Raw genomic sequence first — 21,163 nt, forward strand, 5'->3', positions numbered from 1 at the left:
TGTGTGCCCTTTCTTTTATTCAAAAATTGACGTTCACCATAAGAATAGAAGGAGAATACTCATTTTCTAGCGAATCATACTAGGTAAAAGTCAATCTGTATATGTCGAAACACGATGATCATGCAAAGGAGGGATTCTGTGGAACAGGATACGCAGCATGTTAAACCACTTCAAACAAAAACCGATATTCATGCAGTCTTGGCCTCTAATGGACGCATCATTTATATATCTGCCAACTCCAAACTGCATTTGGGCTATCTCCAAGGAGAGATGATCGGATCATTCCTCAAAACGTTTCTGCATGAGGAAGACCAATTTTTAGTTGAAAGCTATTTTTATAATGAACATCATCTGATGCCGTGCACCTTTCGTTTTATTAAAAAAGATCATACGATTGTGTGGGTGGAGGCTGCGGTAGAAATTGTTACGACAAGAGCTGAGCGGACAGAACGGGAAATCATTTTGAAAATGAAGGTTCTTGAAGAAGAAACAGGCCATCAATCCCTAAACTGCGAAAAACATGAAATCGAACCTGCAAGCCCGGAATCGACTACATATATAACGGATGATTATGAACGGTTGGTTGAAAATCTCCCGAGTCCGCTATGCATCAGTGTCAAAGGCAAGATCGTCTATGTAAACAGCGCGATGCTTTCAATGCTGGGAGCCAAAAGCAAGGATGCTATTATTGGTAAATGGTCCTATGAATTTATTGAAGAAGAATATCATGATATCGTGAAAAACAGGATTATACGAATGCAAAAAGGAATGGAAGTCGGAATGATTGAACAGACGTGGAAAAGGCTTGATGGCACACCTGTTCATTTAGAAGTGAAAGCATCCCCGACCGTCTACAAAAACCAGCAGGCTGAGCTGCTGCTGCTGATCGATATCTCTTCAAGGAAAAAATTCCAAACCATCCTGCAAAAAAGCCGTGAACGATATCAGCTGCTGATTCAAAATTCCATTGATACCATTGCGGTGATTCACAATGGAAAATGGGTGTTTATGAATGAATCGGGAATTTCCCTGTTTGAAGCGGCTACTTATGAGGACTTAATTGGCAAAAACATATACGATCAGCTGCATCCTTGCGATCACGAGGATGTAAAAGAGAGAATCCAAAACATCGCCGAGCAAAAAACAGAATCTGAAATTGTCAAGCAATCCTGGTTCACCTTTCAGAACAGGGTCATCTATACGGAGATGGTCTGCATTCCGACGACCTTTTTTGGTGAAGCGGCCGTCCAGGTCATTCTTCGGGACATTTCAGAGAGAAAACAAACAGAAGAATTGATGCTGAAATCGGAAAAATTATCAATCGCAGGGCAGCTCGCGGCGGGAATCGCCCATGAGATCCGCAACCCTCTTACAGCGATCAAAGGATTTTTACAGCTGATGAAACCGACAATGGAAGGCAACGAACATTACTTTGATATTGTGTTTTCTGAACTCAGCCGTATCGAATTAATACTCAGTGAACTGCTCATGTTGGCGAAACCTCAGCAAAATGCTGTCAAAGAATATTTGAACTTGAAAAAATTAATTGGTGAGGTTTCAGCCCTGTTAGAAACGCAGGCGAATTTAAATGGCATTTTTATCAGAACAAGTTATGAAAAAGACAGCATTTATATAAACGGGGATCAAAACCAATTAAAGCAGGTATTCATTAATTTAATCAAAAATGCAGTTGAATCAATGCCTGATGGGGGAACAGTAGACATTATCATAACCGAAGATGAGCATTCTGTTCATGTTACTGTCAAAGACGAAGGGGAAGGTATACCTGAAAAGGTACTAAACCGGATTGGAGAGCCATTTTTAACAACAAAAGAAAAAGGTACGGGGCTTGGATTAATGGTGACATTTAATATCATTGAAAACCATCAGGGAGTTATACATGTGGACAGCCATCCTGAAAAAGGCACAGCGTTTAAAATTTCATTTCCAAAAAAATAAAACAACGGCTTAAACGCCGTTGTTTATCGTCTGCATTGCTTCACGTTTTTTTAATACAAATAATTCTAAACGGTCCAGGCCTTCTCTCAGTGTGTCCAGCGAGTACGCAAAAGACAATCTTACATATCCTTCACCATATGTTGAGAACGAGCTGCCCGGCACGAGTGCCACACCAGCGTCTTCCAAAAGAGCCATACTAAAATCAAATGAAGTCATTCCAAATGATTTAATAGAAGGGAAGATATAAAACGCACCGGACGGTTTAACTACGTCAAGTCCCATGGAAACAAGACGGTCATAAACATAGTCCAGACGTTTTTTGTATTGTTCTCTCATAATCAATGCGTCGTCAAAGCCGTTTTTGACAGCTTCAAGCGCGGCTTTTTGAGAAATGGATGAGGCGCACGACACATTGTATTGATGAACCTTTAAAATGTGCTTTGCAATGTCTTTCGGTGCGAATAAAAATCCAATTCTCCAACCGGTCATGCTGTGTGATTTTGACAAGCCGTTAATGACAATTGTTTGATCCCGCAAATAGGTTGCGATGGAGTAATGCGGTCTGTCATATGTTAATTCACTGTATATTTCATCAGACAATACGAAGACATTTCTGCCTTTTAAAAGGGCTGCGATGCTTTTCAGTTCTTCTTCAGATAAAGTCACGCCGGTAGGATTTGACGGATAAGGAAGCACGACACACTTGGTGTTTGGTGTCAGAGCATCTTCAATCAGCCGGGCGGTAAGCTTAAAGCCGTGTGACGTAGTATCAACAATGACAGGCTTGGCCCCGCACAAATTGATAATAGGTTCATAGCCCGGATAAATAGGCCCTGGCATAATGACTTCATCACCGGGAGATAAAATCGTCCGGAATGCAGCATCAATGGCTTGGCTTGCGCCTGTTGTGATGATAATTTCAGATTCAGCATCATAGTTGAAATCCGCTTTTTTCTTCATATAAAGCTGCACAGCTTGTCTCAGCTCCAGGTAGCCGGCATTCGGAGTATATGACGTCACATTTTCATCAATGGCTTTTTTTGCGGCAGCTTTCACATGATGCGGTGTGAAAAAATCAGGCTGGCCGATTGTAAGTGAAATGACGTCTTCGTGTTGGGCTACAAGATTCGAGAATTTGCGTATTCCTGAAATTTCGATCTCTCTTGCTTTCGGATTCAGCAAATGTTCCATAATTCATCACCTTAACAAATATAATGAGTTTATCCTATTTTACCACTAGCTGATCATTTGTCACCTTTTTAACTGATATATTTCGATTGTATGCGCCTTTTTTCTAAACATACCTTTCTTTTCAGAAAAAAAGAAGACAACCAGCGATTTGATTGTCTTTATTGTATCATGTTCTATTATTGTTTATATGTGCCAATTTCATTAATAGCCATAATCAAAATGAAGGTCTTCGTGCCAAATCAGATACGGAGGATGCTCTTCTTGAAGGTCAGCTGATTCTTTCTTCATATTCAGGTAAGTTTCTTCACTGATATCCTCTAAAACAGTCATTTCGTTTTCTTTAAATATTACTAAGGTACCCATTATTTACACCCTTCTTTGGAAAAATCCTTGACTATTTTATCACTGTTAGTTGGAAAGTCAATGGTTATTAGGAAAAAAGTTTCTTTTTTGAGGAACGCGGCTTGTTGCCTTCGGAATTCGATTTTGAAGAGCTGCCATTCACTTTTTACAAATTACGCCGATATATACAGTACAATACTGAATGCGAATAGCGAGGGATTGAATTGTCGTTACAACAATACGAAATTTTATTGGATTCTGGTACAAATGAATTAGAAATTGTGAAGTTTGGCGTGGGTGAAAATGCTTTCGGAATTAACGTTATGAAGGTAAGAGAAATTATTCAGCCTGTCGAGGTGACATCAGTGCCTCACTCCCATCAGCATGTAGAAGGAATGATTAAACTCAGAGGAGAAATCCTCCCTGTGATCAGTCTCTTCTCATTTTTTGGAGTAGAGCCTGAAGGATCAAAAGATGAGAAATATATCGTGACTGAATTTAATAAACGGAAAATTGTTTTTCATGTCGGCTCTGTTTCTCAAATTCACAGAGTATCCTGGGAAGCGATTGAAAAGCCGACATCGTTAAATCAAGGAATGGAGCGGCACCTTACCGGGATTATTAAGCTCGAAGACCTGATGATCTTTTTGCCTGACTATGAAAAAATTATTTATGACATTGAATCAGATTCAGGTGTGGACACGTATAATATGCATACCGAGGGTTTCGATGAAAGAAGAACTGATAAAAAGCTTATCATTGTAGAGGACTCACCGCTTTTGATGCGCCTCTTGCAGGATGAATTAAAAGAAGCAGGGTACAACAATATCGCTTCGTTTGAAAATGGAAAAGAGGCATATGAATACATTATGAACCTTGCTGAAAACGAAACTGATTTATCAGAACAGATTGATATGATCATCACTGATATTGAAATGCCAAAAATGGACGGACACAGGCTCACAAAGCTGCTGAAGGAAAATCCGAAAAGCTCAGATGTGCCGGTTATGATTTTCTCATCGTTAATTACGGATGATCTGCGTCACCGCGGCGAAGTTGTAGGCGCAGATGAGCAAATCAGCAAGCCTGAGATCAGTGATTTGATTAAAAAAGTGGATACGTATGTTATTGAATAAATAAAAACAGCCGTTGCCAGAAAGAGGCACGGCTGTTTTTATTTTAAAAGTAACTCTCGCCAAGTTTTTTAAAGACCGGTTTATGGTAAGCTGGCTGCTGGCGATTTGGCACTAGCGGTTTTTCTTTCATGCCGACATATTCTTGCAATAGGTGTTTCGCTTTTGTTAAAGACATTTGAGCTTTAGGATTTCGGTACGATTGATTAAGTGTACCTAAATGCGGAAGATGTTCGAAGTCTTCTTTAGTTGGAGGCATGTGAAAATAGTAGTCTCCGATTGAGATAAGCACGTCCGATTGCTGTTGGCTGAACCTTGGATTTTTTGAAAAATGAAGCCCTATTTTCTTTCCTTTACCTTCTTTGACAAGCTTTTGCAAAGCCCGTTTTTTCAGCAGATATAGGTATTTAGGGTTGGGGGCGGTTTTTGCATGGCGGTTCACAGTGTAAACTGCTTTTGAAAGATTTTCTACGGTTGGCTGCAGATCTTTCGTATATGCATGGTCGTCCATTATTTCTCTCCTTTGCTCTTATCAATTTCTATATGTTTAGATTATACTTTTTTAAAGTTGAAATGCAAATATTGAATGTAAAAATGCGCTTTTTTCTAAGAAAAAAAGCGCATTTTTAACCTGCATTATACAGATCTTGCCTTCTTTTTCGGCTGTTCTTGAAATGCTTCCTGAACATTCACTTCCACAGCCTGAGCACTGTATTTTGGCAGTGCAATAAAATAAAAAATAAAAACGAGCAGGATAATAACACCCATGCCGTAATAAAGATAATCAATGTTTGAAACAAACTTAGGGAATAACAGCGCGACTAAGCCAAGTGTCAAAGACTGTGCAAACATCATAAAAGGGTCCTGCATGCCGCTTACACGTCCCATCAGTTTTGGATGAACAATTTTTGGCATCCACCCTCCAATTGCAATGTTGATCGGCCCGATGCACATTCCCAGTGCAAAAGCTGCCGCGTAATACACCCATAAAATATTGGTGTAGCCGAGTACGAAGATCAGCAAACCTGCAATGAAAATCGGTATCGACATTAAAAAGTGCGGCTTCACTTTTTTAGAGATGATCGTGCCGATTACGCTCCCTGCCAGCAGCCCAAACCCGAGTGCGATCGTAAATACAGACGTATGCCACTCATAACGGTCAGGCGCCAATCCATATTTCATTGTAAACATCGGCAATACGGCGAATCCTCCATTGACAAATCCAAAAATGAAGAAGCCAAAAATAAGAGATGCCAGCAATTTGTTTTTTAAAATATAGAGGATGCCTTCTCTAAAGTCATTTATTGAATCCTTAACAGAAGTCTTTCTCCAGCTGAATGCACCGTTTGGCTGTCGGGCTTCTTTTGGAATCCGGCAGCTGCGGATCAGCAGCCCGGAAATGATAAAGCTGACAAAATCAAGAATAATGGCGCCTTCAATACCGATGGTGTTGTACATAAACGCGCCTATACCGACTCCAAACACCATAAAAATGCTAAAAAGCATCTGATTAAGCCCTGCCGCTTTCGCATAATGCTCCTTCGGCAGAATGGCTTGTACCAAACTGTTTTCTGCCGGAAAGAAAAACTTTGTTACAGCGCTTCTGATAAATAAGATACAAAAAACAAGAGGAATATTGCCGGTAAATAAAGTGAAAAAAAGCACGACAGTCAGGCCTGCTCTGATCCAATCACAATTTTCTGCCACCTTTTTTCTGTCAAACCGGTCCGCGACGACTCCCACGATCAGAAATACAAATATGGTCGGAAGAGAATACATTAGCTCCGCCAAGGTCGTATATGAAGGCTGGCTGCTGAATCGGTCCAGCAAAAAAAAAGCAAAGGCCATGTTGCCTACTGTCGTGCCCATTTGAGAAGCGAGTGCTGCGAAAAATAGACGAACAAAATTACGATTTTTAAATATATCCATAAAAACGCTCCTTACCCTAAAGGTCCCACTTTATCATATTATAAACCGCCTGTTTTTGAAACAAATAAGAAAACATTACCGGTTAATCGTGACTCTTGTTCCGTTTGGCACAATTGATGCAAGTTCAATCACGTCTTTGTTATGCATGCGAATGCAGCCTTTAGAAACAGCCTTACCAATCGAAGCGGGATTATTCGTCCCGTGTATTCCGTAGTGCTGCTTTGAAAGGCTCATCCAATAAGCGCCAAATGGGCCGCCGGGATTGCGCTGGCGGTTAATAATGTAAAACTCGCCAGTAGGCGTTTGCGTTAGTATTTTACCAACGGCGATGGGATAGGTTTTCATTACCCGATTATTTAGGAACAGCGTAAGGGTCTTCGCTCCGATTGAGACTGCGATATGATACGGAATTGTATAAGGGTCCGGCAGCCCGGGGATGACTATGGACTGTCCCGCTGTGAGCCCTGCCTGCAGTGACGGATTAGCCTGGAGTAATGCAGCCGTGCTGATTCTGAAATCAGCCGCGATGCTGTTCAGTGTATCACCTTGTTTCACCTGGTACGTAAGCAGTTTCCTCATCTCCTTTTTTACTTATAAGTATTGATGAGGAGCCCATCCTGCTACATTAATTTGTGCTTTTTAAGGTGAAGACAGTGATTTCAGGCTTGGCCAGAAACCGCAAAGGCAGCCTGGTCATCCCGAGGCCTCGGTTTACGTAAATATGAGTGCTGCCCGTTTGATACATTCCCTCTGTGTAGACTTTTCCATATGGAGGCGTAATAATCGGTCCGTAAAAAGGCAGCTGAATCTGACCGCCGTGTGTATGGCCGGAAAGCTGAAGGTTCACGGGATAGTCTGTTGTTTTCAAGGCCGCATCAGGTTCATGGACGAGAAGAATGGAAAAAAGTCTGTCGCTCAGCCTTGAAAGGGTGCCTTCATAATCTGGGTTTCCCAGCATTAAGTCATCAAGCGAAGCAATTTCGATTTTGCTGCCATCTGCCAGTGACAATGTTTGATAGCCATTGCGATATACCGTGAAACCGCCGGCCGTCATCAGGCTTTTGTAAACGGCAGTTCCATAGCCTCCGTGATCATGATTGCCGTAAATACAAAGCTTGCCGAAGGGAGCATTAAGCTTTCTCAATAATGGAATGACTGCCTGGTGGTGCTGGTACGTATCAGGATTATCGATGATATCACCTGTAAAAACAATGAGATCAGGTTTAGATTCATTAATTGTAAAAATGACAGTTTTTAAATCTTCGAGAGTAAAGTAATCACTCAAGTGTGTATCACTGAACTGCACGATTTTAAAACCGTCAAATCCGTGCGGAATGAGAGAGCTTTTTATTGTGTGTTCGGTTGTCTCGATCATATGCGGCTCGAGATACCTGGCATAGCCATATCCCCCGCCGGCCGTTAAAGCCCCGGCAGCAAGAGCGCCGAACATTCCTTTTAGAAATTGTCTTCTGGACATCTTTTTCATTTCAAACCAACCTTTAATAGAGTTTTTCTATTATATCATCTGTATCTGATAAAAATCTCATATGAGCATGTGCTGACAGAGGCAGGGATATAATGATAGAATATTATTGAATGAATACTCATTCACAATTGGAGGGATAAACATGGAAAAAAAGGCGGTAATTATTACCGGCGGGTCAAGCGGCATGGGAAAAGCGATGGCAAAAAAACAGGCTGAATTAGGGTGGCACGTTATGGTGACAGGGAGGAACCATGAGGCACTTGAGGAAACAAAAAAAGAAATTCAGACCTTTGAGGGACAGGTCGCTTGTTTTCAAATGGATGTCCGTTCCGATTCCGCCGCTTCAGACATGATTAAAGAAGCGATAAAAGCCTTTGGCCGGCTTGACGCGCTGATTAACAACGCAGCCGGAAACTTTATTTGTCCGGCAGAAAAGCTGACGCCCAATGGATGGAAAGCCGTTATTGAGATTGTTTTAAACGGCACATTTTTTTGCAGCCAGGCAGCGGCAAGGCATTGGATTGACCAGAAGCAGCAGGGTGTCATTTTAAATATGGCAGCCACTTACGCTTGGGGAGCGGGAGCGGGGGTCGTTCATTCCGCTGCAGCCAAAGCGGGGGTATTGTCATTGACAAGAACGCTGGCCGTTGAATGGGGGAGCAAATACGGCATTCGCACAAACGCTATAGCCCCCGGACCGATTGAACGAACAGGCGGTGCGGAGAAGCTCTTTGAATCGGAAAAAGCGATGGCCCGCACGATGAACAGTGTGCCGCTCGGCCGATTGGGCACACCGGAGGAAATCGCCGCTTTGGCAGCGTTTTTGCTTTCTGATGAAGCATCCTATATAAACGGGGATTGTATCACAATGGACGGGGGACAATGGCTGAATCCTTATCCGTTTTAAAGAATATTAATCTTTGGATTCAATGTGGTATAATCAGACAAAGATAGAGAAGCAGGTGATAACATGTTGGATCCACTTGATATTTTAACGAACATTGATGATGTCCTTCCATATTACCAGGCGATTTTTAGTGCCGAGGAACAGAAGGTCGTCGGATATGAGGTGCTTGGACGAATTTTGGCAGATTCAGAAATCCAAAGTCTCGGGCCCTTCTTTTTAGATGCAGGGATACCCGAAGAATATAAATTAGAGGTTGATAACAGGATTATTCGCCAGGCTCTTGACCGCTTTTTAGAGGCCGATTCTGATCTGCTGATTTTTATGAATCAGGATGCCAATCTGCTGATGCTGGATCATGGTGAAAGCTTTCTGGAGCTTCTGAAAGAATATGAAGCGAAGGGAATCGAACTCCACCGTTTTGTGCTTGAAATTACAGAGCACAATTTTGAAGGGGATATTGAGCAGCTCTACCATATGCTTGCATACTATCGTACATACGGAATTAAAATCGCAGTTGACAACATCGGAAAAGAAAGCAGCAACTTGGACAGAATCGCGCTGCTCTCACCAGATCTGTTAAAAATCGATTTGCAGGCGCTGAAAGTATCACAGCCGTCACCGTCATATGAGCATGTGCTGTACAGCATCTCTTTATTAGCGAGAAAAATCGGTGCGGCGCTGCTGTATGAAGACATTGAGGCGAACTTCCAGCTTCAGTACGCCTGGAGAAACGGAGGCCGCTATTTTCAGGGCTATTACTTGGTGTCCCCATCTGAAACGTTTCTAGAGAGAGATGTATTGAAACATAGACTTAAAACTGAATTTCACCAATTTATCACACATGAGAAAAAGAAACTGGAAACAGTCTATGAGCACTCCGAACAGTTTTACAAACGAGTGCATCAGGCTGTGACTTCTTTGAGAAAAAACAATCTGTCTTCTGATGATGACTTTATTAAAAAGCTGGCGGAAGAGCTGACAGATTGCAGCTTCAGGATTTACATGTGTGATGAAGAAGGCGATCAGCTGACGGGAAATGTGTTTAAGCAAGATGGAGAATGGATTTATCAGCCGGAATATGCGGAGAAAAACTGGAGCTGGCGCCCTTATTTTCTAGAGAACATTATGAGAATGAGAAATCTCAGAAAAGGTTTTTTCAGTGATCTGTATAGTGATTTGGAAACAGGTGAAATGATTAGAACGTTTTCGTATCCGATGGAGGATCAGGTGTATTTATTTATAGACTTGCCTTATTCATATTTATATGAGCAGGATGGATTGATTTAACGGCTGAGAGGCCGTTTTTTTTATGAATTGAAAAAAATATCAAAAAACGATTGACATTGATACTGAGAATCATTATCATTTAATTATAGAGAGAAGCTACTCTCTGTTCCCCAACCCCTCTATCAGATCAAGATCCGAAAAAACTTGGCGCTACCCCCGCCAAGTTTTTTATTTGTCAAAGCATAGGACAATCCAATGAAACAATAAACCTAACTAGTGGTAAACGTTTAACACGGGGAGAAACATTCAGTGCCGAACACCCCTGACACTGCTGCACGGGTGAGGAGGAAAATTCGTTCTGAAATGATTATTTATTTCAGGTCCGTGTTTACTCTATCCAGCATGACTCCCATTGATTATGGCCACGCGGGACTTCACCAGAAAATTCAAAAGAAGGTTTTGACAAAGTTGCAAAAAGGCATTCTTAATGCTGCAAAGATTCGAAAAAAATTATAATTGTGTGCATGACATTCAAAAAAAGCCTCAAACTAAAGAAAAATAGTTTTTTTCACTTTTTTTCTTTGCTTAAATTCAGCAGTGAAAATGCCATCCTGTCCGACTTTATGGTATGATGCTCAATAGAACTTGTATTATAATAAATACTTGTTGATTTGAAGTTGCTTTTTGAAAGGAGTCTTTTTTTAGAATGTCACAATTAATGGGTATCATCACACGGCTGCAAAGTCTGCAAGAAACAGCGGAAGCGGCTAACGAGCCAATGCAACGCTATTTCGAAGTGAATGGTGAGAAAATATGCAGTGTTAAATATTTCGAAAAAAATCAAACGTTTGAACTGACGGTTTTCCAAAAAGGTGAAAAACCTAACACATATCCGTTTGATAATATCGACATGGTTTCCATCGAAATCTTTGAACTTCTTCAGTAAGATTCCTGAAATAGGGGGGAACAAGCTTCCGCCTTTGCAAAAGTAATCGAAATAAACGGTAAGGAACATACTTGTTTCATGGTTGTAAATCCTTGAAAAGGAGTGTCGTGATGGCTGATTCTTTTCTGTTTTATAATCTTTCAGAAGCACAGATGACCTTTCAAGATGTGATGGAACGGCTTAAAGCCTTTGTTCAAAAGGACCCCCGTTCTTCTTATGTGTTATCGATCGGAACCGATTCACAGGTTTACCGCGATTACACAAAGTTTATTACCGCATTGCATTTGCATCGTACAGGCAAGGGAGCTTGGGGCTGCTTGAAAAATCATACAGTCGACAGACCCATACATAGCCTTCGGGAGAAGATTTCGTTAGAAACGGCGTACAGCCAAGAAACGGCCGCTCATATTCTTGATGGACACTTAATGGATATTACCGATCTGCTCCTGCCCTTTACCGGTGAGGGGGCGGATCTTACCTTTGAAGTTCACTTGGATATTGGGAAAAAAGGGCTTACAAAAGATCTGATCCAAGAAATGACTGGACGTATTACCTCCATGGGGATTGAGGCCAAAATAAAGCCGGATTCATACACTGCCTTCAGCTATGCAAATCGTTTCACAAAATAATTTGGCTGGAAAAGCCAAGGTAAATGTCGAATTATGCGGTTGACGTTTGTTATCTGATTACTTATTCTAGCGGTAGAGCTGAAAGTAAGTTGTCTTGCTTTCAGAGGTATTCAGTATAAAACAGGGGGCCTGATTGCGAATGAGTCTTATCGGTGAACGATTTACAGAAGAAGAACAAAAACTTCTGCTGAATATCCTGATCAACCATGAGTATGCCATCGAGCTATTAAGCAGTGAGATCAACGATATAGAGACAGGGACCAAAAACGTTGACGGAACCACCTACAAAAAACTTGTAACGCTATACGACCGATTTCGATTTGAAAATTAATGGGACACCCTATAATTGATACTCCACAAAGAGTATCTTTTTTATTGAAAGGAAACTTTTCGACAAATACTGATAAAGTTTATATTATTGCAATATAGGGAATGTATTGATGATGAAAATGAAAAGGGGTCGAAAACATGATAAGCTTACAATCAGATCAACTTCTTGAGGCAACAGTCGGACAATTTATGATTGAGGCGGACAAAGTAGCGCACGTGCAAGTCGGAAATAACCTTGAGCATGCATTATTAGTATTGACAAAAACCGGATACACAGCCATCCCGGTTCTGGATCCTTCCTATCGTTTACATGGCTTAATCGGGACAAATATGATCATGAACAGTATTTTTGGGCTTGAGCGAATTGAGTTTGAAAAGCTTGACCAAATCACTGTTGAGGAAGTCATGCTGACTGACATTCCGCGCCTGCATATCAATGATCCGATTATGAAGGGATTCGGCATGGTCATTAATAACGGATTTGTCTGTGTTGAAAATGACGAGCAGGTTTTTGAAGGGATTTTTACGAGAAGAGTCGTTTTAAAGGAATTGAATAAGCATATACGCTCATTGAATAAGTAGGCTGTACAGCCTATTTTTATTATATAGGCAGAGTGAAAAAAGAAAGCGCATACATAATTTAAACGAGAATAGGGCTTGAATAAGAAACTAAGATTTTATTAGAATGGGAGATAAGAAAAACTTATTGATAACAAAAAGGAGGACGACATGCAGCTTCAAGAGCTTCATATGCTCGTAGTTTTAGCTGAGGAATTAAATATGAGAAAGGCGGCAGAACGGCTTTTTGTATCTCAGCCGGCTTTATCTCAGCGCTTACAAACCATTGAAAAGGCGTGGGGAACAAAAATCTTTTTAAGATCCCAAAAAGGATTAACGGTAACGCCCGCCGGTGAGAAAATCATTCAGTTTGCGAATGATGTGACATTAGAGCAGGAAAGAATAAGAGAAAATATTGACGAGCTTGAAGGTGAAATTCACGGCACGTTGAAGCTTGCCGTCGCCTCCATAATCGGTCAGCATTGGCTCCCTAAAGTCCTGAAGACGTATGTGGAAAAGTATCCGAATGCAAAGATCTCGCTCATAACCGGGTGGAGCAGCGAAATGCTGAAAAGCTTGTATGAGGATCAGGTTCATATCGGCATTATAAGAGGCAACCCTGAGTGGAAGGGGCGCAAAGATTACTTAATGACAGATCATCTGTATTTAGTGGATACTGAAATTTCCTGCATCGAAGATATTGCCCATACAGAACGGCCGTTTATCCAGTTTAAAAGTGACAGCACTTATTTTCAGGAAATTCAGCACTGGTGGCATCAAAAATTTAAAACGTCGCCGAAACAGACGATATTGGTTGATCAGATTGAAACGTGCAAACAGATGGCGCTGCACGGAATCGGGTATGCCATTTTGCCGTCTGTTACCCTTCAAAATGAAGATAAAGTGAATAAAATGCCTCTTTTAGACATGAAAGGGCATCCGATCGGTCGGGATACATGGTTATTAGGCTATGAGCCTGCCTTTGAACTGAAACAAGTCCAAGCTTTTGTACAAGTGATAAAGGATATGCTGGATCAGGAAAATCCATTTTAAAGACAGCGAGGTGGTGCTGTCTTTTTTTATTTAACTATTGACAATGAAAATCATTATCATTTAAAGTGATACATATGATATTGAAAATCATTATCAATTAATGGGGTGATAACATGGCTAAAGCCTTGATTACATATGCCAGCATGTCAGGAAATACAGAAGACATTGCCTTCATAATAAAAGATACGCTTCAGGAATATGAGTTGGATATCGATTGTGTCGAGATAGATGATGTGGATGTGTCTTGTTTAACCTCCTATGATTATGTACTGATTGGCACCTATACATGGGGGGACGGCGATTTGCCCTACGAAGCGGAGGATTTTTTCGAAGAGGTCAAACAGCTTCAGCTTAATGGTTTAAAAACAGCCTGCTTCGGGTCTGGCGATTATTCTTATCCAAAGTTTTGCGAAGCGGTGAATTTGTTCAATGCCATGCTGCAAGAGGCGGGAGCTGCTGTTTACCAGGAAACACTAAAAATTGAATTAGCGCCTGAAACAGATGAAGATGTGGAAAGCTGCCGAGCGTTTGCGAGAGGTTTTCTTGCATGGGCAGATTATATGAACAAGGAAAAAAGCCATGTTTCATAAAGGAGCAACTGCTGTTACGGCATCGGCGTTTTCTGGATATTTTGTGGCGGTACAAAGAGAAGGCATTTTTCATTATTCTTTGGAGCAGGGCTGGAGAAAGCTTTTTCGTTTGAAAAGTAAGATACACTGTATCAGCTACATAGGGCCTTACTTATTTGGCGTTGGTGAAAAGGGAACAGTCATTCGTTCGGCTGATGAAGGGAAAACCTGGACGATGTCGAGCTTTCCGACAAATGCAACAGTGTGGGCGATTACCGGCAGAAACAACGGGTTTGTCTGCGCCCACGGTAAGCATTGTATTTATGTATCGGATGATTTTGGTATCTCATGGCGCGTAACCAAACCTTTTGCCGAATTTCATAATCCCCCTGTTATCCGGTCGCTATGCCTTCACGGGGGCAATCTTTTTATCGGCACGCAAATACACGAATATTTTGGCGGCATTTGGGCTTACGACATTAAGCGTGACACTGTCCAAGTTGTCAAAAAAGAAAAAAACCGGATGACGGCATCCATGCTCGTGTTCAATGAAAATTGGCTGGTGGCGGCGATGGGTTCTGTGAAAGGAAAGCACGGTGCTGTCACTGTACGGAATCTTTTGAATGGTGAAGAATTCATCATTCAATCCAGCATGATCAGAATTGAAGAGTCATTTCTTGATCTTTCAGAGGATGATGGCATTATATATGTCACTACAACACAAGATGAAAATGGTTTTTCGAGAATTTACCAGGCTGATCTCGAAGCCCGGTCGTTAAAATGGTTCGATACCATTAAGGGGCATGGATGGAGAGTGGCCAATCAGAAAGAGAATTTCTTTTGCGCAGGCTTGTATGAATGTAAATTTGTCCAGCCGTACGAAGTTTCAGCAATGATTCATTAGAGGAGGAACAAGGAATTGGCGAAGATTTTGCTCGTTTATGCAACAATGTCAGGCAACACTGAAGCAATGGCAGATTTGATTGAAAAGGGGCTTCAGGAGGCGGAAGCAGAAGTAGACCGTTTCGAAGCAATGGATATTGATGATGCCCAGCTGTTTACCGATTATGACCATATCATAATGGGGACCTACACGTGGGGAGACGGAGATCTGCCTGATGAATTTTTAGATCTGGCTGAAGACATGGAGGAGATTGATTTTTCCGGTAAAACATGCGCTGTATTCGGTTCCGGTGATACAGCATATGAATTTTTCTGCGGAGCGGTTGATACGCTCGAAGCAAAAATAAAAGAATGCGGTGGCGACATTGTGCTGCCTTCGGTAAAAATCGAAAATAATCCAGAAGGTGAAGAAGAGGAAGAATTAATAAACTTCGGGAGACAATTCGCAAAGAAAAGCGGGTGCGCTGTCTGATCACTCACTGGGAACTGCTAAAACGGCTGTTCCTTTTTTTCTTGTCTTTGTATCTTTCCTTTGATACAGTAATGAGGTAGAAAATCAGGAGGAGGACTATACATATGAAAATGATGGACGCAAATGAAATTATTTCATTTATTCAAAATAGTACAAAATCTACACCTGTAAAGGTTTACGTGAAAGGTGAGCTGGAAGGAATCAATTTCGGCGAATCTGCGAAAGCTTTTATCAACGGAAACACTGGTGTCGTTTTCGGTGAGTGGAGCGAAATCCAAACAGCAATCGAAGAAAACCAAAGCAAAATCGAAGACTATGTGGTTGAAAATGACCGCCGCAATTCTGCGATCCCAATGCTTGATCTAAAAAACATCAAAGCGCGTATCGAGCCGGGCGCGATCATCCGCGACCAAGTTGAAATCGGTGATAACGCAGTCATCATGATGGGTGCTTCTATTAATATCGGTTCAGTCATCGGCGAAGGCACAATGATTGATATGAACGTTGTGCTTGGCGGACGAGCTACTGTTGGAAAAAACTGCCATATCGGCGCGGGTTCTGTACTTGCGGGCGTTATTGAGCCGCCATCCGCTAAACCGGTTGTGATTGAAGACGACGTCGTAATCGGCGCAAATGCTGTTGTGCTTGAAGGTGTAACAGTAGGTAAAGGAGCTGTTGTTGCTGCGGGAGCGATCGTGGTAAATGACGTTGAGCCATACACTGTTGTTGCAGGCACACCAGCTAAAAAAATCAAAGACATTGATGAAAAAACAAAAGGCAAAACTGAAATCAAGCAGGAATTACGCCAGCTGTAAGGAAAAGTTTGATAAAAAAGGCGTGGATAATGTATCCACGCCTTATTCGTATAGGCAGGAGGAATAGAAATGAAGAAAGAGGAGCTCATCGCAATTCGCAGAGATCTGCATCGTATACCGGAGCTTGGATTTCAGGAGTTCAAAACCCAGCAGTATTTATTAAATGTCTTGGAACAATATCCCCAAGACAGAATTGAAATTGAGAAATGGCGAACAGGGCTTTTTGTAAAAGTGAACGGGACGGCGCCGAAAAAAATGCTGGCGTACAGAGCGGATATCGACGCGCTTTCTATAGAAGAGCAAACTGGTCTTCCATTCGCATCAGAGCATCACGGCAACATGCACGCCTGCGGCCACGATTTGCATATGACGATTGCACTCGGCATTATTGATCATTTTGTTCACCACCCAGTCAAACATGATTTGCTTTTTCTGTTTCAGCCGGCAGAGGAAGGGCCTGGCGGTGCGGAACCAATGCTTGAGAGCGATGTATTAAAAAAGTGGCAGCCTGATTTCATCACTGCGCTTCATATTGCTCCAGAGCTTCCGGTAGGCACCATTGCGACAAAAAGCGGCCTTCTATTTGCGAATACATCAGAGTTAGTCATCGATCTGGAAGGCAGAGGGGGACATGCGGCATATCCGCATTTGGCTGAGGATATGGTTGTAGCGGCAAGTACACTTGTCACCCAGCTGCAAACGATTATCTCTAGAAACACAGATCCGCTAGACAGTGCTGTTATTACAGTTGGTACCATTACCGGAGGCTCGGCACAAAATATCATTGCGGAAACGGCCCACCTGGAAGGCACGATCCGCACGCTTTCTGAAGAATCGATGAAACAGGTAAAGGAACGGATTGAAGATGTGGTGAAAGGAATCGAAATCGGATTCCGCTGCAAAGGAAAAGTGACATATCCGTCTGTTTATCACCAAGTTTACAATACGAGCGGATTAACAGAAGAATTTATGTCTTTTGTTGCTGAACATCAACTGGCGACAGTAATTGAAGCAAAAGAAGCTATGACTGGAGAGGATTTTGGCTACATGCTGAAAAAATATCCCGGCTTCATGTTCTGGCTCGGCGCTGATTCTGAACATGGGCTTCATCACGCTAAGCTGAATCCCGATGAAAATGCGATAGAAACAGCGGTTAATGTCATGACAGGTTATTTTTCTGTTTATGCCAATTAAGTACAAATGAAAGAATAAAATTCCATAAAATGAGCACTCTAGTAAACGGAGGTGTTCAAAAATGGCTAAAAAAATTGGAATTGAACAATCGTTATCAGATGTAGAAGCTGCTTTAAAAGAAAAAGGATATGACGTTGTAATGATGAAAAGCCCTGCTGATGCTCAAGGCTGTGACTGCTGTGTCGTAACAGGTCTTGATAATAATGTGCAAGGGATAGCCGATACGGTAACACAAGCACCTGTCATTACAGCTTCCGGGATGACGGCTGAAGAAATTTGCAGCGAAGTTGAGAGCAGAATTCAGTAACATAAAAACCGAAGCAAAAAGCTTCGGTTCTTTTATTTATTCTGTTTCTTTAGGGAAAGCGCGGTCGAACGCGTTCTTTATTTCTTTTCTCAACACTCGTTCGACTCGCCACTGTTCCATATTTTCTGTTTTGGCAATGACCCTGATCACAATTTCAGAAGTCCCCAGTTCTTGAATGCCGATGACATTTGGGCCTTCTTTTATTTGTGGAAGAGCCGCTGCCGTTTCATCACAAACCTGCTGTAAAATATGAATCATTTCATCAATGTTTCTTTCAGCCGGCACTTTAATATCAACAAGAGCCTGCATGGTACCACGAGAATGATTGCTCACGTTTGTGATGTTTCTGTTGGGGATGTAATGCAGTGTTCCGTCAAAGCTGCGGATTTGAGTTGTTCTTAAGCCAACCTGCTCGACAATTCCGTCAAAGGTGGAAACGGTAATATAATCTCCGACATCCAATTGTTTCTCAAGCAAAATAAAAAAACCTGTCACGATATCACTGACAAGCCCTTGGGCGCCAAATCCGACAGCCAGGCCGACGATTCCTGCCCCCGCTAAAAGAGCGCTTGGATCATAATGAAACAAATCTAGAACCATGACGAAAAATATGAAAATCAATGTATAAGCAAATATGTTAAGAGTCAGGCTTCGGAGCGTATGTGCACGTCCGATAGACAAGCTATTCTGCTCCTCGAATTTTGCAAACAGATGTTTAATGATTTTCATGCCTAATGATCGAACGATAAAATAGAGCAATATCATAATGGCGAGTTTAATGAGCAGAACACCGGCATTTGTAATCAGTCCCGCCCAATCATATTGTTTAATAATGTCCATGTTGAGCTCCTTTTCTAATTGATTGCTGCACATTGAGACTAGTTACCCTGTACATGACCATGTTAAACGTTTTATTCAAAAATGTCGAAGCCAAAGACATACATGATTTGTTAAAAATTGACTCGGGAAATCTGCTTTTATATAATGGCATTGCGATATAACTAAAAATGGTTAATTATCCTTTATTTTCATGAGATTTTGACCTTTAAGCCAAACAATAAATTGGAGGGATACATATGGCAGAACGTATGGTAGGTAAACAAGCTCCTCGTTTTGAAATGGAAGCAGTCCTTGCAAGCAAAGAATTCGGCAAAGTAAGTCTTGAGGAAAACATGAAAAACGACAAATGGACAGTGCTGTTCTTCTATCCAATGGACTTCACTTTTGTTTGTCCGACAGAAATTACAGCAATGTCTGACCGCTATGACGAGTTCGAAGATCTTGATGCAGAAGTCATCGGAGTTTCAACTGATACCATCCATACTCATTTAGCTTGGATCAATACAGACCGCAAAGAAAACGGTCTTGGCCAGCTGAAATACCCGCTTGCTGCTGATACAAACCATGAGGTATCCCGGGAATATGGCGTCTTAATCGAAGAAGAAGGTGTGGCTTTGCGCGGATTGTTTATTATTAATCCTGAAGGGGAGCTTCAATATCAAACTGTTTTCCACAACAACATTGGGCGTGATGCTGATGAAACGCTTCGTGTTCTCCAGGCGCTGCAAACTGGCGGACTCTGTCCGGCTAACTGGAAACCAGGCCAAAAAACACTTTAATTCTTTCCAAGAACGAAAAGCGGTCTAGCATATTCGTTAGGCCTTTCTGTTAAATAGGAGGGAAAAAGCAATGAAATTACGTCAGCCCATGCCGGAATTGACGGGAGAAAAAGCTTGGTTAAATGGTGAAGTGACGAGAGGGCAATTGATTGGGGAAAAGCCGACGCTTATTCATTTCTGGTCCATCAGTTGCCACTTGTGCAAAGAAGCGATGCCGCAAGTGAATGAATTTCGTGATAAATATCAAGATCAACTGAATGTTGTAGCTGTGCATATGCCTCGTTCCGAAGATGATCTTGACCTTGGTAAAATTAAAGAAACAGCTGCTGAACACGATATCACTCAGCCGATTTTTGTTGACAGTGACCATGCTTTAACCGATGCATTTGAAAATGAATATGTACCTGCATATTATGTGTTTGATAAAACAGGACAGCTCCGTCACTTCCAAGCCGGCGGGAGCGGTATGAAAATGCTTGAAAAACGTGTGAACCGCGTTCTGGCTGAAACGGAATAGGTATCTGACTAAATAGTATTTCCTAAAAACCTGATCACATCAGGTTTTTTATTTGTGCAAAAAGCAATGGAAGAAGAGTAAGAAGCTTATTTTTCCAAATTTGGGTATAGGAATTGATGATTTGTTTGATTGATACGCTAAAAAACACAGCTGATTTTTGATGTTTTTCCTCAATTTTAGATAAATCTCATATCTCATAACTCGAAAATTGTAGATATTACACTAAATTTCTTTAAAGAAGTAAGTAAAATATATATTTTCAACATTATACCAAATAAACTAGAAAGACCCTTGACCCCTTGAGAATAAAGGACTCTTTTGAAAAATAAAACTTTTTCAGAAAATAAGGAATTTTTCATAGAGTAAATATAATAGTAAAATGCTAAAATAATAGTTGATAAAATTACTTTTGTAATCTAATATCTTAATTAAAGATGTTAATTTTGATAGGGGGTACATTGAGGAATGTTTAATGAAAGAGAAGCTTTGCGCTTGCGGTTAGAACAATTAAATGAAGCTGAAGTGAAAGTCATTCGTGAATATCAAATTGAACGTGATAAAATATACGCAAAATTAAGAGAGCTGGACAGAAATGGAAGCCCTTCCGAAATCAAAAAGGATTTCCGTTCTGAAAAAAAACCTGACTCTCTGCCGGTTCTCGCTGAGCTTGCGGCTCAGGAAATCAGAAGCTATCAGCCGCAATCACAGCAGCAGTCTGTTCAGCCTCAGCTTCAATCTATTTCCTCTCTTCCTGCCGGTATACCAGACGGAACTACACGAAGAAGAAGAGGAACGGCAAGACCGGGATCAAAAGCAGCTAAGCTGCGTGAAGCTGCTATTAAAACATTAAAACGCCACAACGCGGCGATTAAGAGCTCGGAGCTTCAAAAAGAGATTGAAAAAGAAAGCGGTCTTGAAATCCCTAATATGACAACGTTTATGCAAAGCTTAATTAAAATGTACCCGGAAGTGAAAAAGCCATATCGCGGGCAGTACATTTTAGAGGGTGAAATCGAATCTGCAGAATCAGCAAATGAATAAATATAAAGAAAAACTGCTTGGCATCGCTCAAGCAGT

Annotated in this window: 25 protein-coding genes; 18 read left to right on the top strand and 7 right to left on the bottom strand. The window is 41.4% G+C overall.

The genetic code is table 11. The features are described 5' to 3' along the window. The first annotated feature begins 138 nt into the window (after positions 1-138). Positions 139-1,959, top strand: a complete 1,821-nt coding sequence (kinA, locus tag NYE49_RS07665; RefSeq protein ID WP_015252197.1) for a sporulation histidine kinase KinA — start codon at positions 139-141, stop codon at positions 1,957-1,959. A gap of 9 nt (positions 1,960-1,968) precedes the next feature. On the opposite strand, the gene NYE49_RS07670 is transcribed toward kinA, so the two are convergent. Together NYE49_RS07670 and NYE49_RS07675 are read right to left on the bottom strand one after the other, a co-directional pair. Next, the gene (locus NYE49_RS07670; RefSeq protein ID WP_123373508.1) at positions 1,969-3,150 is read right to left on the bottom strand and encodes an aminotransferase A; all 1,182 of its coding nucleotides are present in this window, start codon (positions 3,148-3,150) and stop codon (positions 1,969-1,971) included. Positions 3,151-3,351: 201 nt separating this feature from the next. Beyond that, complete coding sequence (locus NYE49_RS07675; RefSeq protein ID WP_003245246.1) at positions 3,352-3,513, bottom strand: hypothetical protein; 162 nt, start codon at positions 3,511-3,513, stop codon at positions 3,352-3,354. A 203-nt stretch (positions 3,514-3,716) separates the two neighbouring features. Between NYE49_RS07675 and cheV the strand changes: the two genes are divergently transcribed. Next, the gene (gene cheV, locus NYE49_RS07680; protein ID WP_014476655.1) at positions 3,717-4,628 is read left to right on the top strand and encodes a chemotaxis protein CheV; all 912 of its coding nucleotides are present in this window, start codon (positions 3,717-3,719) and stop codon (positions 4,626-4,628) included. 43 nt (positions 4,629-4,671) lie between these two features. Here the strand turns inward: cheV and NYE49_RS07685 are convergent, their stop codons facing one another. The 4 genes from NYE49_RS07685 to NYE49_RS07700 form a co-directional block, all read right to left on the bottom strand. Further along, the gene (locus NYE49_RS07685; RefSeq protein ID WP_003232406.1) at positions 4,672-5,136 is read right to left on the bottom strand and encodes a YkyB family protein; all 465 of its coding nucleotides are present in this window, start codon (positions 5,134-5,136) and stop codon (positions 4,672-4,674) included. Between the two features lie 125 nt (positions 5,137-5,261). Beyond that, positions 5,262-6,554 carry an MFS transporter gene (locus NYE49_RS07690; protein ID WP_014479656.1) on the bottom strand — a complete coding sequence of 431 codons (1,293 nt, stop codon included), beginning with the start codon at positions 6,552-6,554 and terminating at the stop codon, positions 5,262-5,264. 75 nt (positions 6,555-6,629) lie between these two features. Then, complete coding sequence (locus NYE49_RS07695; RefSeq protein ID WP_123373645.1) at positions 6,630-7,124, bottom strand: L,D-transpeptidase family protein; 495 nt, start codon at positions 7,122-7,124, stop codon at positions 6,630-6,632. Positions 7,125-7,179: 55 nt separating this feature from the next. Continuing rightward, entirely contained in the window at positions 7,180-8,040 is an 861-nt protein-coding gene (locus tag NYE49_RS07700; RefSeq protein WP_047182545.1) for a metallophosphoesterase, read from the bottom strand. A gap of 142 nt (positions 8,041-8,182) precedes the next feature. On the opposite strand from NYE49_RS07700, the gene fadH reads away from it, so the two are divergent. The 13 genes from fadH to NYE49_RS07765 all read left to right on the top strand — a co-directional run bounded on the left by fadH (position 8,183) and on the right by NYE49_RS07765 (position 17,950). Next, the gene (fadH, locus tag NYE49_RS07705) at positions 8,183-8,947 is read left to right on the top strand and encodes a 2,4-dienoyl-CoA reductase (RefSeq protein ID WP_015383534.1); all 765 of its coding nucleotides are present in this window, start codon (positions 8,183-8,185) and stop codon (positions 8,945-8,947) included. 63 nt (positions 8,948-9,010) lie between these two features. After that, positions 9,011-10,234 (top strand): EAL-associated domain-containing protein, encoded by a 1,224-nt coding sequence (locus NYE49_RS07710; RefSeq protein WP_047182546.1) that lies wholly within the window; start codon positions 9,011-9,013, stop codon positions 10,232-10,234. A gap of 646 nt (positions 10,235-10,880) precedes the next feature. Beyond that, on the top strand, positions 10,881-11,120 hold the full coding sequence (locus tag NYE49_RS07715; protein WP_003218671.1) for a DUF1797 family protein: 240 nt from the start codon (positions 10,881-10,883) through the stop codon (positions 11,118-11,120). A gap of 110 nt (positions 11,121-11,230) precedes the next feature. Beyond that, a complete protein-coding gene (locus NYE49_RS07720) occupies positions 11,231-11,749 on the top strand; it encodes a ribonuclease H-like YkuK family protein (RefSeq protein WP_003232389.1) in 519 nt (172 codons plus the stop codon). A 133-nt stretch (positions 11,750-11,882) separates the two neighbouring features. Beyond that, positions 11,883-12,080, top strand: a complete 198-nt coding sequence (gene abbA / locus NYE49_RS07725; protein WP_010886502.1) for an AbrB antirepressor AbbA — start codon at positions 11,883-11,885, stop codon at positions 12,078-12,080. 137 nt (positions 12,081-12,217) lie between these two features. Next, positions 12,218-12,661 carry a cyclic-di-AMP-binding protein CbpB gene (cbpB, locus tag NYE49_RS07730; RefSeq protein ID WP_003218674.1) on the top strand — a complete coding sequence of 148 codons (444 nt, stop codon included), beginning with the start codon at positions 12,218-12,220 and terminating at the stop codon, positions 12,659-12,661. 147 nt (positions 12,662-12,808) lie between these two features. Continuing rightward, the gene (gene ccpC, locus NYE49_RS07735; protein WP_003232387.1) at positions 12,809-13,690 is read left to right on the top strand and encodes a transcriptional regulator CcpC; all 882 of its coding nucleotides are present in this window, start codon (positions 12,809-12,811) and stop codon (positions 13,688-13,690) included. Between the two features lie 113 nt (positions 13,691-13,803). Further along, a complete protein-coding gene (locus NYE49_RS07740) occupies positions 13,804-14,280 on the top strand; it encodes a flavodoxin (protein WP_014476664.1) in 477 nt (158 codons plus the stop codon). Then, complete coding sequence (locus tag NYE49_RS07745) at positions 14,270-15,163, top strand: hypothetical protein (protein WP_047182547.1); 894 nt, start codon at positions 14,270-14,272, stop codon at positions 15,161-15,163. The genes NYE49_RS07740 and NYE49_RS07745 overlap by 11 nt, the downstream gene beginning before the upstream one ends. Before the next feature lie 15 nt (positions 15,164-15,178). Further along, positions 15,179-15,634 carry a flavodoxin gene (locus NYE49_RS07750; RefSeq protein WP_015383540.1) on the top strand — a complete coding sequence of 152 codons (456 nt, stop codon included), beginning with the start codon at positions 15,179-15,181 and terminating at the stop codon, positions 15,632-15,634. Between the two features lie 104 nt (positions 15,635-15,738). Beyond that, entirely contained in the window at positions 15,739-16,449 is a 711-nt protein-coding gene (gene dapD / locus NYE49_RS07755) for a 2,3,4,5-tetrahydropyridine-2,6-dicarboxylate N-acetyltransferase (RefSeq protein WP_003218680.1), read from the top strand. A 69-nt stretch (positions 16,450-16,518) separates the two neighbouring features. Next, complete coding sequence (locus NYE49_RS07760) at positions 16,519-17,643, top strand: N-acetyldiaminopimelate deacetylase (RefSeq protein WP_047182548.1); 1,125 nt, start codon at positions 16,519-16,521, stop codon at positions 17,641-17,643. Positions 17,644-17,704: 61 nt separating this feature from the next. Further along, a complete protein-coding gene (locus NYE49_RS07765) occupies positions 17,705-17,950 on the top strand; it encodes a YkuS family protein (RefSeq protein ID WP_003232382.1) in 246 nt (81 codons plus the stop codon). A 36-nt stretch (positions 17,951-17,986) separates the two neighbouring features. Here the strand turns inward: NYE49_RS07765 and mscT are convergent, their stop codons facing one another. After that, the gene (mscT, locus tag NYE49_RS07770; RefSeq protein WP_041517839.1) at positions 17,987-18,790 is read right to left on the bottom strand and encodes a small-conductance mechanosensitive channel protein MscT; all 804 of its coding nucleotides are present in this window, start codon (positions 18,788-18,790) and stop codon (positions 17,987-17,989) included. 236 nt (positions 18,791-19,026) lie between these two features. Here mscT and ahpA point away from each other — a divergent pair, with 236 nt between their 5' ends. The 3 genes from ahpA (at position 19,027) to rok (ending at position 21,127) form a co-directional block, all read left to right on the top strand. Beyond that, a complete protein-coding gene (gene ahpA / locus NYE49_RS07775) occupies positions 19,027-19,569 on the top strand; it encodes a biofilm-specific peroxidase AhpA (RefSeq protein WP_047182549.1) in 543 nt (180 codons plus the stop codon). Between the two features lie 70 nt (positions 19,570-19,639). Beyond that, the gene (gene ykuV / locus NYE49_RS07780) at positions 19,640-20,086 is read left to right on the top strand and encodes a thiol-disulfide oxidoreductase YkuV (RefSeq protein ID WP_047182550.1); all 447 of its coding nucleotides are present in this window, start codon (positions 19,640-19,642) and stop codon (positions 20,084-20,086) included. Between the two features lie 465 nt (positions 20,087-20,551). Beyond that, positions 20,552-21,127, top strand: coding sequence for a transcriptional regulator Rok (gene rok / locus NYE49_RS07785; protein ID WP_003232378.1), 576 nt, complete (start codon positions 20,552-20,554; stop codon positions 21,125-21,127). Positions 21,128-21,163 lie beyond the last annotated feature (36 nt).

Source organism: Bacillus sp. FSL L8-0358, assembly GCF_038593095.1.
Classification (GTDB): domain Bacteria; phylum Bacillota; class Bacilli; order Bacillales; family Bacillaceae; genus Bacillus; species Bacillus subtilis.

Bases quoted from the DNA above. Each gene is read 5' to 3' on its own strand.
- fadH (WP_015383534.1), top strand. From the start codon at position 8,183: ATGGAAAAAAAGGCGGTAATTATTACCGGCGGGTCAAGCGGCATGGGA.
- NYE49_RS07675 (WP_003245246.1), bottom strand. From the start codon at position 3,513: ATGGGTACCTTAGTAATATTTAAAGAAAACGAAATGACTGTTTTAGAG.
- NYE49_RS07690 (WP_014479656.1), bottom strand. From the start codon at position 6,554: ATGGATATATTTAAAAATCGTAATTTTGTTCGTCTATTTTTCGCAGCA.
- NYE49_RS07710 (WP_047182546.1), top strand. From the start codon at position 9,011: ATGTTGGATCCACTTGATATTTTAACGAACATTGATGATGTCCTTCCA.
- ahpA (WP_047182549.1), top strand. From the start codon at position 19,027: ATGGCAGAACGTATGGTAGGTAAACAAGCTCCTCGTTTTGAAATGGAA.
- mscT (WP_041517839.1), bottom strand. From the start codon at position 18,790: ATGGACATTATTAAACAATATGATTGGGCGGGACTGATTACAAATGCC.
- NYE49_RS07765 (WP_003232382.1), top strand. From the start codon at position 17,705: ATGGCTAAAAAAATTGGAATTGAACAATCGTTATCAGATGTAGAAGCT.
- NYE49_RS07740 (WP_014476664.1), top strand. From the start codon at position 13,804: ATGGCTAAAGCCTTGATTACATATGCCAGCATGTCAGGAAATACAGAA.
- dapD (WP_003218680.1), top strand. From the start codon at position 15,739: ATGAAAATGATGGACGCAAATGAAATTATTTCATTTATTCAAAATAGT.
- rok (WP_003232378.1), top strand. From the start codon at position 20,552: ATGTTTAATGAAAGAGAAGCTTTGCGCTTGCGGTTAGAACAATTAAAT.
- NYE49_RS07715 (WP_003218671.1), top strand. From the start codon at position 10,881: ATGTCACAATTAATGGGTATCATCACACGGCTGCAAAGTCTGCAAGAA.
- NYE49_RS07745 (WP_047182547.1), top strand. From the start codon at position 14,270: ATGTTTCATAAAGGAGCAACTGCTGTTACGGCATCGGCGTTTTCTGGA.
- cbpB (WP_003218674.1), top strand. From the start codon at position 12,218: ATGATAAGCTTACAATCAGATCAACTTCTTGAGGCAACAGTCGGACAA.
- NYE49_RS07700 (WP_047182545.1), bottom strand. From the start codon at position 8,040: ATGAAAAAGATGTCCAGAAGACAATTTCTAAAAGGAATGTTCGGCGCT.
- NYE49_RS07670 (WP_123373508.1), bottom strand. From the start codon at position 3,150: ATGGAACATTTGCTGAATCCGAAAGCAAGAGAGATCGAAATTTCAGGA.
- ykuV (WP_047182550.1), top strand. From the start codon at position 19,640: ATGAAATTACGTCAGCCCATGCCGGAATTGACGGGAGAAAAAGCTTGG.
- NYE49_RS07760 (WP_047182548.1), top strand. From the start codon at position 16,519: ATGAAGAAAGAGGAGCTCATCGCAATTCGCAGAGATCTGCATCGTATA.
- NYE49_RS07720 (WP_003232389.1), top strand. From the start codon at position 11,231: ATGGCTGATTCTTTTCTGTTTTATAATCTTTCAGAAGCACAGATGACC.
- ccpC (WP_003232387.1), top strand. From the start codon at position 12,809: ATGCAGCTTCAAGAGCTTCATATGCTCGTAGTTTTAGCTGAGGAATTA.
- NYE49_RS07685 (WP_003232406.1), bottom strand. From the start codon at position 5,136: ATGGACGACCATGCATATACGAAAGATCTGCAGCCAACCGTAGAAAAT.